General features: G+C 62.5%; 12 protein-coding genes. 9 read left to right on the top strand and 3 right to left on the bottom strand.

What is annotated here, in order from left to right; all coding sequences use genetic code 11:
* Positions 1-66: 66 nt before the first annotated feature.
* The 9 genes from HPY44_11010 to HPY44_10970 all read left to right on the top strand — a co-directional run bounded on the left by HPY44_11010 (position 67) and on the right by HPY44_10970 (position 10,640).
* Positions 67-831: a trypsin-like peptidase domain-containing protein gene (locus HPY44_11010; protein ID NSW56536.1), complete on the top strand. Its 765-nt coding sequence runs from the start codon at positions 67-69 to the stop codon at positions 829-831.
* A 55-nt stretch (positions 832-886) separates the two neighbouring features.
* On the top strand, positions 887-1,846 hold the full coding sequence (locus HPY44_11005; GenBank protein NSW56535.1) for an aldo/keto reductase: 960 nt from the start codon (positions 887-889) through the stop codon (positions 1,844-1,846).
* A 154-nt stretch (positions 1,847-2,000) separates the two neighbouring features.
* Positions 2,001-3,254 (top strand): ABC transporter substrate-binding protein, encoded by a 1,254-nt coding sequence (locus tag HPY44_11000; GenBank protein ID NSW56534.1) that lies wholly within the window; start codon positions 2,001-2,003, stop codon positions 3,252-3,254.
* A gap of 154 nt (positions 3,255-3,408) precedes the next feature.
* A complete protein-coding gene (locus HPY44_10995; protein NSW56533.1) occupies positions 3,409-4,293 on the top strand; it encodes a branched-chain amino acid ABC transporter permease in 885 nt (294 codons plus the stop codon).
* A 27-nt stretch (positions 4,294-4,320) separates the two neighbouring features.
* The gene (locus HPY44_10990) at positions 4,321-5,298 is read left to right on the top strand and encodes a branched-chain amino acid ABC transporter permease (protein NSW56532.1); all 978 of its coding nucleotides are present in this window, start codon (positions 4,321-4,323) and stop codon (positions 5,296-5,298) included.
* Positions 5,291-6,061, top strand: a complete 771-nt coding sequence (locus tag HPY44_10985; protein ID NSW56531.1) for an ABC transporter ATP-binding protein — start codon at positions 5,291-5,293, stop codon at positions 6,059-6,061. The genes HPY44_10990 and HPY44_10985 overlap by 8 nt, the downstream gene beginning before the upstream one ends.
* Positions 6,062-6,071: 10 nt before the next feature.
* Positions 6,072-6,812: an ABC transporter ATP-binding protein gene (locus HPY44_10980; protein ID NSW56530.1), complete on the top strand. Its 741-nt coding sequence runs from the start codon at positions 6,072-6,074 to the stop codon at positions 6,810-6,812.
* 52 nt (positions 6,813-6,864) lie between these two features.
* Positions 6,865-8,175 carry a phenylacetate--CoA ligase gene (locus HPY44_10975; protein NSW56529.1) on the top strand — a complete coding sequence of 437 codons (1,311 nt, stop codon included), beginning with the start codon at positions 6,865-6,867 and terminating at the stop codon, positions 8,173-8,175.
* 38 nt (positions 8,176-8,213) lie between these two features.
* Positions 8,214-10,640, top strand: coding sequence for a DUF4962 domain-containing protein (locus HPY44_10970; GenBank protein NSW56528.1), 2,427 nt, complete (start codon positions 8,214-8,216; stop codon positions 10,638-10,640).
* A gap of 69 nt (positions 10,641-10,709) precedes the next feature.
* On the opposite strand, the gene HPY44_10965 is transcribed toward HPY44_10970, so the two are convergent.
* The 3 genes from HPY44_10965 to HPY44_10955 all read right to left on the bottom strand — a co-directional run bounded on the left by HPY44_10965 (position 10,710) and on the right by HPY44_10955 (position 14,123).
* Complete coding sequence (locus HPY44_10965; GenBank protein NSW56527.1) at positions 10,710-11,402, bottom strand: DUF1559 domain-containing protein; 693 nt, start codon at positions 11,400-11,402, stop codon at positions 10,710-10,712.
* Positions 11,403-11,834: 432 nt separating this feature from the next.
* Positions 11,835-13,769, bottom strand: coding sequence for a hypothetical protein (locus HPY44_10960; protein NSW56526.1), 1,935 nt, complete (start codon positions 13,767-13,769; stop codon positions 11,835-11,837).
* 69 nt (positions 13,770-13,838) lie between these two features.
* On the bottom strand, positions 13,839-14,123 hold the full coding sequence (locus HPY44_10955) for a DUF86 domain-containing protein (GenBank protein ID NSW56525.1): 285 nt from the start codon (positions 14,121-14,123) through the stop codon (positions 13,839-13,841).
* Between the last annotated feature and the right edge of the window lie 36 nt (positions 14,124-14,159).

Below are 14,159 nucleotides of genomic sequence, written 5' to 3'. Positions count from 1 at the left end.
CCCCGGTCAGGCCATCTGTCATTCGCCGTCTGACATACACCCGTTCCTGTACAGGGGTGCATCGGCATGTCCTACTATAGTCCCCGGCTCATCGGCGGCTCCCTGGACTCGGGGCTGATCCCCAAGACCGGCCTGGCGCTGTTCCTCGGCATACTATTGGCGCTCGTGTGTGCGGGTGTCGCGGTAGGCTACGCCTTCTTCGGTCCCAGTGACGTGGTTGAGCGGATCAAGCTCGCCACGGTCTGGATCATCGTGGACGGCGATACCCAGGGCAGCGGGGTCATCATTCGAGAAGACGGTTACGTGCTCACGGCCGCCCATGTGGTGAAGGGCGGCAAGTGCGGCGAGATCATCGCGGTCTTCAAGAGTGGGCAGAAGGACGCCGAGAAGATCGCGGCTACCTGCACCGAGCACGTGGGCACGCCCGCAGGTCCGCATCCTTCGGAGATTGGTAAGGACTATGCCCTGTTGAAGCTCGAAGCAGACCATCCTCTGCCCACGCTGCCCGTGATTGGCAGCGACCAGGTCACTGAAGGCACGAGGGTCTTCGTGGCCGGCTTCCCCTTGGGCGAAGAGCTTGCTCAGAGCTACTACGGGCCCAACGTTCGCGTGGAGCCGGGTCACGTAACCACCGTCATGCGCGGCGGCGAGCAAGGGGCCATTGCCTTCAACACCGATGCCCGGACGGTGCAGGGCATGAGTGGTGGCCCGTGCACAACAGACCGAGGCGAGGTCGTCGGCATCATCTCAATGGGCAGCGAAAATGCGGCAACCTACCTGACCCTGCCCACATCCCGCTTCAAGCACGTCTGGGAGCCGCTGAAGAAATAGGGGGCGCATGATTGGCATGGACGGTGCTCCCGGACAGGAGGTTGCTGATACCTTCATGGAATACGCTCAACTCGGCAATGGTGGCCCGGAGGTCTCGCGAATCTGCTTCGGCTCATGGGCAATGGGCGCGACAGGCTGGGGCGAGGTGGATGATGCTCAGACCGCGGCTGCCGCGCAGAGAGCTTTCGATCTGGGCATCAATTTCTTCGATACCGCTGACGTGTACGGCAACGGTCACTCCGAAGAAGTACTGGGCTCGGCCCTGGCCGGGGTCCGGGACAAGGTTATCATTGCCACCAAGGGTGGCCGTCGGGTGCGTGCGGACGGGTCCTTCTGGAGCGACGGGAGCCCCGCGTGGCTGCACGAAGCCATCGACCTCAGTCTTCGGCGTCTGCGAACGGACTACGTGGATCTGTACCAGCTCCACTGGCCCGACCCGGAGATTCCCATCGAGGATTCCGTGGGTGCGCTGCATGAGATCCGGCAGTCCGGCAAGGCTCGGTTCGTGGGTGTCTCCAACTTCGGCATCGATGACCTCCGGCGCGTCCTGGGCATGGGCCCCCTCATCTCAAATCAGATCCCCGTCAACCTCTTCTACCGCGAGCACGTGCCGTCCACCCTGGACTTCTGCGCTCAGCAGGGCATTGGCGTCATGGCGTACGGCCCCATGGCTCAGGGGCTTCTCACCGGCAAGTTCTCGGCGGATTACCGGCCGGACGCCTCTGATGTGCGATCCAGAAGCCCTCTGTTCGCCGAGGGTGCCTTCGAGCGCAATCTGGAATTCGTGGAGCACCTGAAGGCACTGGCATCGCGTATCGGGCGAACCCCGGCGCAGACGGCGATAAACTGGGTCCTGCAGCAGGCAGGGGTGACCTGCGCCATTTGTGGAGCGAAGCGCCCAGACCAGATCGAAGAGTCCGCTTCCGCGGCGGGGTGGCGTCTGGGGGACGCGGACCTGGCGTTGATCGCCTCGGTCCTGCCCCCCAGTTACGCTTCCCCGCGGCCTCTGAAGTAGGCGACAATTGATCCGGGAGCAGCTTTCTTGTTTTCCTGACAGTCAGAAGGTGAAGAAGCAATCTTTGTCGAAAAGCAAGTAGTCGCGGCTTATCGTTGCGATAGGTGAGCGCACCGGCAGCACCAGCGCAATATACCCCAAGGGAGGACGTTGTATGTTCCACTCAGCCAGGGTCGTATTGCCGTTGCTCGTCACCTTAGCGGTGCTGGGCATTCTCGTGGTAGCGGGTTGTCCGAAGTCGACGCCTCAGGGAACGCCGCAGGGAGGCGGGCCTTCCGTGGTACCACCTGCAGGGGTAGGTCCCGAAACCGGCACCGGCGGTGCAAAGCCATCGGGAGAGCCTATCAAGATCGGTGCGATTTTCAGCGTAACCGGCCCCACCGCCCCGCTGGGTGAACCCGAGAAGATGGCCGCAGAGATGATCGCCGAGCAGATCAACGAGAAGGGCGGCATCCTTGGCCGGCCGGTTGAGGTCATCATCGAGGACGATAAGAGCGAGAACACCGAAGCCGTTATGGCGGCGAAGAAGCTCATCGAGACCGAGAAGGTCTGTGCAATCATCGGTCCGAGCGGCACCCCAGCCACCATGGCGATCAAGCAGATGTGCCAGGACGCCGGCGTTCCGCTGGTCTCCTGCGCAGCTGGACGCACCATCACCGATCCGGTCTTCTCCTACGTTTTCGCGGTTCCGCAGACCGACCTGCTGGCAGTTGCGAAGATCGTCGATTGGCTGAAGGCCAATAAGATCAAGAAGGTTGCCTCCATCTACGTGGCCAATCCCTTCGGCGAGAGCGGTCAGCAGCAGATGGAGAAGCAGTTCAAGGAAGCGGGTATCGAGCTGCTTGCCAGCGAGAAGTTCGGCGGCGAAGATACCGACATGACCCCGCAGCTGACGAATATCAAGGGCAAGAATCCCGAAGCGATCATCTGCTGGGGCACCAATCCGGGCCCGGCAAGTGTCGCGAAGGGTGTCAAGAAACTTGGGATCACCGTTCCCCTCATACAGAGCCACGGTGTTGCCAATGCCAAGTTCATCGAGCTTGCGGGTGAAGCTGCCGAGGGCGTGATGCTCCCGGCCGGTCGGCTCATCGTCTGGCAGTCCGTGCCGGATGACCATCAACAGAAGCCGGTTCTGAAGGAATTCGCGGAGGCGTTCAAGGCTAAGTATGACCGGGACGCCGACACCTTCGCCGGGCATGCATATGACGCCCTGCACATCGTTGCCAAGGCCATTGAGGCGGCGGGCAGCGACGATCCGGCCAAGGTCCGCGACGCCATCGAGGCGACTACCGGATTCGTGGGCACCGCGGGCGTCTTCAATTACTCCGCCGAGGACCACAACGGTCTGACCAAGGATGCCTTCGTCTGGGTCAAGATCGAAGGCGGTCAGTGGAAACTGGCAGAGTAGCGACACCGGCCGCATTTCCTGTACAATAGCTCGCCATGAGAACAGGCCAGGCGACCCGCCACCGGGTCGCCTGGCTTCCACTACTGGATAACGGCCGACCAGCGTGAGCCTGTCGTGCCTTCCAGTCCATCCGATCACGAGCGAAACGCACCGCATGGATCTCGCCGGGAAACTTCTCCAGCTAACCCTTTCCGGTCTGGCGATGGGCACGATCTACGGGATCGTGGGCATGGGGTTCAACATTATCTACAATGCCACGGGGGTGATCAATTTCGCCCAGGGCGAGTTCGTCATGCTCGGCGGGCTGATTGCCGTCTCCCTGGTGGCCGTCCACGTTCCCCTTGCCGTTGCTGTTGTGGTGGCCGCACTCATTGTGGCCGCCGTGGGGCTGCTGCTGGAGCGCCTTGCGGTGCGGCCGGTCAGCGGCCAGTCTGTCATCTCCATGATCACGATCACCATCGGCGCCTCCATGCTCCTGCGTGGGGTCGCCAAGCTCCTGTGGGGACCAAACGCCCAGAAGCTGCCGGCTTTCAGCGGCGATGAAATCATCCGCGTTGGGCCCGCCGCTCTCGAGTCCCAGGAGATCTGGATTGCCGGAACCGCCCTCATCATCGTCATCGCGACCCAGGTGTTCTTCAACTACACGGTGGCCGGCAAAGCAATGCGTGCCTGTGCCATCAACAAGGCCGCAGCGCGTCTCGCCGGCGTCAATGTGGAGCGCATGACCCTGCTGGCCTTCGCGTTGAGCGCGGGTATCAGCGGCCTGGCCGGCGTCGTGCTCACTCCGAAGACCCTGATGCGCAGCAGCAGCGGCGCACCCCTGGCGGTCAAAGGTTTCTGCGCAGCGATCGTGGGAGGCCTGGGGAATGGGATCGGCGCGGTGGTGGGGGGCGCGCTCATCGGGGTTCTGGAATCACTCGGGGCGGGACTCATCAGTTCCGGATATAAGGACGCTTTCGCACTTCTCATCCTGATGGTCGTCTTGTTCGTGCGGCCGAGCGGAATCCTTGGCCGCAATACTGACCGGGAGGGCCTCTGAGGCTACGACGCCTCTCGCCCGGATGCCATGATACGCAGGACGCTTCGTGAAATCTGGCCGTACCTCGTCCTAGCCGCATGCGTGGCGGCTTTCCCGCTTGTGGTGCGCAGCACCTACGTGCAGTTCGTGGGCGCAACCATCGGCCTTTATGCCATCATGTCACTGGGCCTGTGCCTGCTCTTGGGCTATGCCGGTCAGGCATCGCTGGGTCATGCGGCTTTCTACGGACTGGGGGCGTATACATCCGCCATCCTCACTACACGTTACCACACGAGTCCCTGGCTGGCCATGCTGGCGGGCATTGCCCTGACCTCCGCCGTCGCGATCACCATCGGCAGGCCCGCGCTCAAACTCCACGGGCACTATCTGGCCATGGCAACCCTGGGGTTTGGCGTCATCGTCCAGATCATTTTCCACGAGGGAGGGGACCTCACCGGCGGCTTTGGCGGGATCGCAGCCATCCCGCCGCTGCAGTTCGGGTCCCTCGCCATCAAGGGCGACAAACTGAATTTCCTGCTGATCTGGGCTATCACGATCATGGCTCTCGCCATCTCCGCAAACGTGGTCAATTCCCGCGTCGGGCGGGCGCTGCGGGCGATCCACGACAGCGAAGTCGCCGCTCAGGCCTGCGGCATTGATGTCTCGCGATACAAACTGATGGTTTTTGTGCTCAGCGCCACGTTTGCCAGTGTTGCGGGAAGCCTTTACGCGCACTACATTGGCTTCATCAGCCCCGATCCCTTCGGCCTGACCTTCTCGGTGCAACTCATCGTCTTCGTGATCGTCGGTGGCTCCCGCAGTGTCTGGGGCGCTCTCCTGGGGGCCGCGTTGATGACTATCCTGGGCCAGCAGATCGAACGGTATGAGGCCATCAAGGACCTGAATACCGTTGTGTACGGACTGATGCTGATCCTCTTTGTCATCTTCATGCCCGCCGGACTGGCAGACATCATCCGCCGCGTGACGGACAGGATCGGTCGCAAGGGCGTGGTTGCCAATGGCTAAGGCGCTGCTGGAGGTGGACCACGTTGCCAAGAGCTTCGGCGGCGTTCACGCGCTTGAGGACGTGAGCTTCGACGTCTACGAGGGCGAGATCCTCGCCATCATCGGCCCCAACGGCGCGGGGAAAACCACTCTGTTCAACCTTGTCTCGCGCATATTCCCGGTCACCAGCGGCGATATCGCCTTCGACGGACAGTCAATCGTGCACCTACCTGCCCACCGCATGTCGAGCCTGGGTATCGCAAGGACCTTCCAGAACTTGCAGATCTTCGGCCATATGACGGTGCTCGAGAACGTCCTCGTGGGGTGCCACAGCAGGGGCAGGGCCGGGATGCTTGCGGCCGCCCTTACCTTGCCGTCAGCTCGTCGCGAGGAAAGCCGCTTGCGAGCTCGAGGTATGGAGATTCTGGAACTCGTGGGGCTGGCTGAACGCGCACATGAGCCCGCAGGCAACCTAACCGTAGGCTACCAGCGCCTCCTGGAACTTGGGCGTGTCATCGGCATGGAGCCGCGGCTGGTCTTGCTTGATGAGCCCGCCGCGGGGCTTACCACACGCGAGACCGCGTCGCTCTCGGCATTGGTCGCCAACCTGCGACGAGACCTCGGCCTCACGGTGGCGCTCATAGAGCACGACATGAGTATGGTCATGGGGGTGTCGGACCGCGTTGTTGTGCTCGACCACGGCCGGAAGATTGCTGACGGCAAGCCCCAGGATGTACAGAAGGACCCGAGGGTGATCGCTGCTTATCTGGGCGAGGAAGACTGAGGTCAGACTTGTGTCCACTCTCTTGCGCGTGACTAGCCTGAACACATTCTACGGGCCGCTTCAGGTCCTGAAGTCCGTCTCCCTGCACGTGAACGAGGGCGAGATCGTGGCTCTGCTCGGTGCCAATGGTGCGGGGAAAACCACCACGCTCAACAGCATCTGCAGGATCGTCTGCGGCCGCGGCGGGACTGTGGAGTATGCCGGCAAGGACATCAGTCATGCGCGTCCTGAGACCATCGTGGGAATGGGACTGACACAGGTGCCCGAAGGCCGCCAGATCTTCGGTGAACTGTCGGTGCGTGATAACCTGACCATGGGCGGATATGTTCGTCTCCGCCGCGGAGATAGACGGGGAGTCGCCGAGGACATGGAGCGCATGCTCGACATGTTCCCTATCTTGCGTGAGCGCCTCCAGCAGCGCGCCGGCTCACTCAGTGGGGGACAACAGCAGATGCTGGCGATCGCCCGGGCGCTCATGTCTCGCCCGCGTCTGCTCCTGCTGGACGAGCCGTCGATGGGTCTCGCGCCTCTTATCGTGAAAGATATCCTCGCCACAGTATCGTCCCTGCGCGCGGAGCACGGCACCACGGTGCTCCTGGTCGAACAGAACGCTGCGGCAGCGCTGAAGATCGCAGACCGCGGCTACGTGCTTGAGACAGGCCGCGTGGTGCTCGAAGGAACCGCAACAGAGCTCATGCGCGACCGCGAGGTTCGCCGCGCATACCTGGGTAAGGATTACGATGAGGTGTGATGAGCGGCGTCGTCCCTGATCCACCAACCAGCCGCGCAGGAGGTGCCCCATGATGAGAGAAGGGGCCATCTGGAATCCCGAACGCGAGACAATGCCGCGCCGAGAGATCGAGCAACTTCAGCTCGAACGCCTCCAGGCGACCATGAACCGCGCGTATCGCAATGTCCGGCATTATCGCCGTATGTTCGAGGTCAACGACCTCGTACCGGAGGACATCGCGAGCCTCGAAGATCTGCGCAAACTGCCCTTCACCACCAAGCAGGATATGCGCGACGCGTACCCGTACGGTATGTTCGCTCTGCCTCTTCGCGAGGTCGTGCGCATCCACTCTTCCAGCGGAACAACCGGACTGTCCACTGTGGTCGGCTACACACGCAACGATCTCGAGGACTGGACAGAACTGGTCGCGCGGAATCTCGTGGCTGGTGGCGTCACGAAGGACGACGTGGTGCAGATCTTCTTCGGTTATGGGCTGTTCAGCGGCGGCTTCGGCCTGCATCAGGGAGCCGAACTGATCGGCGCGTCGGTCCTTCCCGTGTCCAGCGCGGACATTGAGAGCCAGGTCAAAGTCATGCAAGACTTTCGAACCACTGCCCTCGTCGGTATTCCCAGCTACGCCCTGCAGATTGCGCAGGCCATGGATGAAGTTGGAGTGGCGCCCAGTTCCCTGTGCCTGCGAGTGGGCCTGTTCGGCGGGGAACCGTGGTCGCAAAGAACACGGCAAGAAATCGAAGAACGCCTGCGCATCCGAGCCACGGACATCTACGGTCTTGCTGAGGTCGGCGGGCCTGGTGTATCGGGAGAGTGCGAATTCCGCTGCGGACTTCACGTCGCGGAGGACCACTTCATTGTCGAAGTCATTGATCCCGAAACCGGAGAGGTACTGCCCCCCGGCGAAGAAGGCGAGCTCGTTTTCACTACCGTTCACAAAGAGGCCATGCCGGTCCTGCGCTATCGCACCGGCGATATCTCCTCCATCGACCTCGAGCCTTGTGCCTGCGGCCGGACCTTCGCGCGTATGGCCAATGTTCGTCGCCGGACTGACGACATGGTCATCATCCATGGCCGCAACATATTCCCCGAAGACATCGCGGCGGTCATCGACCAGGCACCTGGTCTCGGGCCGAATTTCCGCATGATCGCCGAACGCCGTGGAGCAGAAGACACCCTCCGAGTCGAGGTCGAGCTCTCCAGCGTCTTGTCCGAGGACACGATTCGCGCCATCGAGCGCCTGGATCGCGACCTGGAGGAGCGGCTGTTGCGCGTTTTTGGCTTCGAGATCGGTGTACACATCACCGAACCGCGCTCCCTTTCGGCGAACGGGGAGAAGCGCGCTGTCGTCATTGACAATCGGAAGATATGACACCTCGGGGCCTCGTCCCCACACAGACAGGTGACCCCATGCGCATCCTCTGCCTGATGCTCCCGCTCGTGTTGCTGTCGACCTGTGCATTCGCGCTGGATCCCCCCGACGAGACCCCTGCCCGCGAGGGCGAGTGGGGATTCCGACCCTTCGACGGCTCATTGTCAGCGGTGGACCCGCCCGGCTTCGTCTGGCGCCCCCAGACCGAGGCTGCTTCCTATTCCATCCAGATTGCTGCCGATGCCGATTTCGCACGAATTGTGCATGAGGCGACAGACCTCACGCTTTACTGCCACTGCCCACCGATGTCTTTCGGTCCCGGCGAGTACTTTTGGCGCTTCCGGTTCGCAAACAAGGACGGCGAGCAGTCGCCATGGAGCAGCGTGCGCAGTTTCCGCATCGACGAGACCTCTCGCAAGTTTCCCATGCCGGATCGGGCTGAACTCCTGGGCCGCGTACCCAAGTCCCACCCGCGCCTGTTCGTGCGGCCCGAAGGCGTGCAGGAGTTTCGTGAGCTTGCCAATGGCCGCCTGAATGAGTCCTGGCAGGGCATTGTCAAGCGCTGCGAGGCGCTCCTTGCCAAGCCGCCTGATGTCACCGAACCACCGAAATACCCCTACGCGGACATGCGCATCAAGGACCCCGACGGTTGGGCGAAGATCTGGTGGGGCAATCGCGAGCGGGTGGTTGCGGCGCTGGACGCATCGGCCACGCTGGCCTTCGCGTACATGATCGGCGGCGAGGAGAAGTACGCCGCCGAAGCGCGCCGGATCCTGCTCGAAGCTGTGAAGTGGGACCCGAAGGGCGCCACCGGCTACCGGTACAATGACGAGGCCGGCATGCCTTTCTCGTACCTGGCTTCGCGGACCTACACCTGGATATACGACTACCTGTCGGAGAAAGACCGAGAAGCCGTGCGCGCCTGCATGGCAGTGCGCGGGAAGGAGATGTACGACCATCTGTCCGGCCGGCGTCATATCTGGATGCCGTACAACAGTCACTCGAACCGCGCCTGGCACAAACTGGGCGAGGTAGCCTGCGCGTTCATGGGCGAGGTCCCGGGAGCTGAAGACTGGGCCTGGTTTGCAATGAATGTCTTCTTCAACTCGTATCCCGTCTGGAACGACGATGAGGGCGGTTGGCACGAGGGTATCTCGTACTACACCAGCTATCAGAGCAAAGTCACCTGGTGGCTCGCTCACATGAAGCCGATTTTCGGCATCGACGGCTACCAGAAGCCCTTCTTCTCGAAGGCCGGGGATTTCCCACTTTATGTGGTGCCGCCGGGGGAGACCATGGGCGGGTTCGGCGACCTGACCTACGGCTTCACCGCCCAGCGTTGCGGTTCGCTCATCAGCATTTTCGCCCGCATGGCTGGCAACGGCTACTGGAAATGGCTGGCCGAGCAATCCAGGGCCGCGGACCTGCCCGGTGGCTACATGGGCTTCATCTACGGCAGCTTGCCGCCGGTCGAGGCGAAGGCGCCCGTAGATCTGCCTTCCTCCAAGCTCTTCCCGGGTATCGGGGTCGCCGTGTTCCACAATGACCTCATCAACCGCGACAATGACGTGCAGTTCATGATGAAGAGCAGCCCCATGGGCAGCCAGAGCCACGGGTACGAGTCACAGAATGCCTTCCTGCTCAGCGTGAAGGGCGATCCGGTGTTCATCTACACCGGACGCCGGGACCTGTACGGCAGCCCACATCATTCCAAGTGGATGTGGCAGACCCGCAGCGTCAACTCGGTCTTGGTGGACGGCCAGGGCCAGCGCCCGCACTCGAATGCGCGCCAGGGCGAGATCACACAGTTCACCACCTCGCCCAACTTCGACTACACCGTGGGTGAAGCGGCGCCTGCGTATGAGGGCCGGCTCAACCGGTTCACCCGCGCCTGCCTGTTCATCAAGCCGGAAGCACTTATCCTGTTTGATGTCCTGGAGGCTCCGCAGCCGGCGACCTTTCAGTGGCTCCTGCACTCGCCCCGCGAGATGCAGGTGGATGGCCAGAGCATCCGAGCCCACAGCGAGAAGGAAACCAGCGGCGCGGTGGCGCAGATCGTGCTCCCCCGGGGCCTGGAGATCAGCCAGACCAACCAGTTCGACCCGCCGCCCGGCCGTGGGGTGAAGCTGACCCAGTGGCATCTCACTGCAGCCACCACGGAACCGTCTGCGGCCCGGGATTTCGTCACGGTTCTGCGCCCCCTCATGGATCCCGAACAGGATGCGCCCACAGCTGCCCGGGCTGAGGCGACCGATACCTCCCTTGGTTGCGAACTGGAACTCGCGGACGGGAAAGCCCTTGTGGTCTGGCGCAAGAGCGGGGACCAGCCAATTGCGTTCGGTGGCCTGTCAACCGATGGCGACTGCGCCTGCGTGGTGCTGGACGCGGCCGGGAAGGTCCAGCGGGTCTTCACCCAGGGCGGGAGTTTCGCGTCATTCCAGGGGGAACAACTGGCGGGGCAGTAGGCATGTGTCAGAGCAAATGCGAGGGCCGCCCGGCAATGTCCAGGCGGCCCTCTTTGTGGTAGGCTTCGCTCAGTGCAGGTCGTGCAGATTGTCGCTGGCCGACTTCACGGCCTCGTTCCACCGCATCCACTTCGCGTGCCCATCCATGAATGCGAAGTTCTGGCCCCCATTATGCCTCTCAGTGTCCAGCAGGTCCCCGAACACAGGCGGCCAGGCGATGGTTCCGGTGTACCAGTTCCCGTTGGGCAGCCAACTGTCGTAGCACAGGTCGTAATAGGGGCTCATGGGGTCGGACGGGTCGTTGTCGGGCATCGACGCCCAGCCGCGCTGCCGTTCGGCCATCAAGATCGTCTCCGCAGGCTTGTCCGAAGCGTTCAGGGAACGTGCACCGGCGCTGAGCATCCCGTTCATCAGGTAGCTCCCCCACAGGTTCGGGTCACTCTTGTCGGGATCCGAGGGGCACCAGCGCAACTGGCGGTTCTTGACGTAGGGGTCGATGGCGCCCCACCACGCGGAGAGGACCGTCGAGGCGCCATGGGCGTCCACCTCCATGGTAATGGGCAGCATCTCGTCGTAGTCCTGGGCGTACATCATCATGGCCAGCCCCCACTGCTTCATATTGCTCAGACATGAGGCCTGGCGCGCCTTCTCCCGCGCTCGTGCGAACACGGGGAAGAGGATTGCCGCGAGGATCGCGATGATCGCGATCACCACGAGCAGTTCGATCAGTGTGAATCCGCGGCGGTGACGTTCGGGCAACATGGCTGTCCCTCCAGTAGGGTGATCACAACTCCGTTCGTGGTCGCGCAGGCGCAGGCCGCGAACGGACTGCTGCATGGGTTCTGGATGGACAAACCGGTTCTGATGATGTATAGTGTGGTTACGCAGGGTTGGCTTGTCCAATCCTCTCCCGGGCACACGGCGCTGCAACGTCGTGTGCCCTCTTACTTTGCGGTAGCGCCCAGGTCCGGCTCCCGTACTGCCATCGGCACCATCTCCTCTTCGCTCGGATTACATGCTTATCCAGCAACGCCCAGATGTTATAGATATCTAACTTACTTGTCAATGCCTAAATGGCTGCCGTGTACAGATGCAGGAGACGGTCGGGCACGTGGCTCCGATCCCGCGGGACCTCGGCCCGTCCCTGGTGATGCCACTGACGGGGGCGTTCGGAGGTGCCTCTGCTCTGCGGGGTCAAGTGAGGAAAAACCGGTACCCTCGCGTTCCTGTAACCGCCGACACGATCACCCAGACGCCGGCGATCAGAAACTCACCAACCACCAGCCCGAGGAACAGCGGCCGGGCGCGCCGGTAGGTCTTGCCCGAACCGTACCGCAGGAGCACCACTTTCATCAGCCAGCCGAGAAGAACCGACGACCAGAGCTGAATCAGCGGCCAGCTGGGGCCCATGGCATATCCCAGCGGGTGGAAGGGCCACCAGGTGAACTGCACCCGGGCGATGGACAGGCCCACCGTGATCGCCATCCCGATGAGCACGAACACGATGCTCATCAGGTTCGGCGGTTTCGGGGCGTCGATCCAGGAGACCAGCGTCTGGAAGGGCTGCTGAGGGCTGGCCACGCAGAACCAGCTTGAAAGCGTGACTGCGCCATTCTGGTAACAGGTGGTGATGACCGAGTAGTAGCTGGCCGCGATGGCCGCGAGAGCAGCCAGGGCCAGGGCGGGCATGAGCCTGCGCACATTCACGTCACTTGCATGTGCTAGCTTGTACGAGTCCATTATGCTGGGCATCGGGAACGTGCGCAGGTCGAACATGAAGACGCGCTCGACGAAGGTTGCGGCAACCAGGTTGTTCGGGGCGATCCACCGCAGGCCCACGAAGGTCTGGAAGATGTCGGTGGGCCGGAAGGGCGCCTGGATGAACAACAGGCCACCTTCGGCCACAAGCCGCGTGAGAACCAGTGCTGTCGCGAAGTACAGGAACAGGCTGGTCAGCGAGAACCAGACGGACATCCCGGCCTGCGAACACCAGGCCGCGAACAGCGCCACACCCACCACGATTCCCCATACCAGCAGCCATGAGGGCAGCGGCTCGTGATCTTCCCCCGGGCGCTTCAGCCCACCCAGCGCCGCGGCGACCATCTGCCGGATCTGCCCCCGCACGAGATACACCATGTAGCCGAAGATCACAAAGAACGCGCCCAGCATCTGCAGCGCGGCCTGTGCCCGCGTCGGGTAGTTCGGGATCGGCGGCACCTCAACACCCAAGGCTGCAAGCGCCACGGACTCCAGGTTGAAGAGAATGAAGAAGAACCACAGACTGAAGGAAAGTTCGGACGAAAGCAGATAGCTGAACCCGACGATCGAGAAATGCAGCCAGAGCATGATGATGCCCACGTGGTTCCACGGCTGAACCCGGAAGTACTGATTCAGCGGCACCTGGAGCGTGATATGCGGGATGGCGGGGAAATAGTGGTGGAAGCCGTTCCAGGAGTGGATAATGATTGGGATCAGCGCGCCGATCCACATGAGGCGGTTGCGGAAGAAAGGCGGCAATATGCCGGTCTCCAGGCCGTCCACCATGTCCAGAGGAAGCTGCACCAATGGGAAGATGAGATGCTCGTTCTCCACCCACTGGCGTCGGAAAACCGCGCTCACGCAGGCCATCAGGAAAAGCATGATCGCTGCCAGCGCCGTCCAGGCGAGGATCGGCGTGAGCCAGGCATCCCAGGGGATTGGCTCGCCTGGGTGCAGGCCCTCGAAGAAATCCAGAGCAGCGCGAGCATCCGTGGGCGCGATCCAGTCCGGCACGAGATGGAAGAAGGTCGGCTCCCACTTGTTCTCGACGGTGGCGAAGTAGCGCATTCCGGCGAGAGTGGGGAAGAGGTACTCGGTGAGCCCGAAGGAGGGGATGCCGCTGCCGACGAGCATCATCGCGTACACGGCCAGCAGTTCTCCGGCCTTCAGAGCGAACTTCCGCACAAGCAGCCGCAGGGCGGAGTTGACCACGACGATGAGCAGGAACTGGATGACGAAAACGCCGATGGGCAGGTGGCAGGCGGCAATCCAGGTGCCCTGCAGCTTCAGGTCGCTGTAGGGGATCAGCAGCCCGAGAATGCTGACGCAGACGGTCCCGATAATGACTGCGCGTGCCGAGACGCCGTGCATGGATGGGGTCCCCGCGGGTGAATAGGGGAGTGTTCGCCGACAGTTGCGCGGGGACCTGCGAGGGAGCGTTCAGGCTTCCGATTGGGTGTCGGACAGCAGGGCGCGCACTTGCTCAAGCAGTCGGGGCAGACTGTCCTCAGCGATGCGCCACACTTCGTCGGGTGCCACAACGTCATAGCCGTGGATCAGTACGTTGCGGAATGCAATGACATGTTGGTAGTCGTCGATGCCGGACGCCGTCTCCAGGTCGTCCCGCGCAATGCGCCCCATCGCCTCGCCGATTATCTCGAAGTGCCTCTCCACCGCAGCTTGCAGCAGTGGATCAGAGCGGTACTTACTGAGTGACCTCCCCAGGGTAGCATCACGGATGAACTCGCCTAAGCGACGGAT

This window comes from Armatimonadota bacterium (assembly GCA_013314775.1).
Taxonomy (GTDB): Bacteria; Armatimonadota; Zipacnadia; order Zipacnadales; family JABUFB01; genus JABUFB01.
This window is presented reverse-complemented; position numbering and strand designations above follow the sequence as displayed.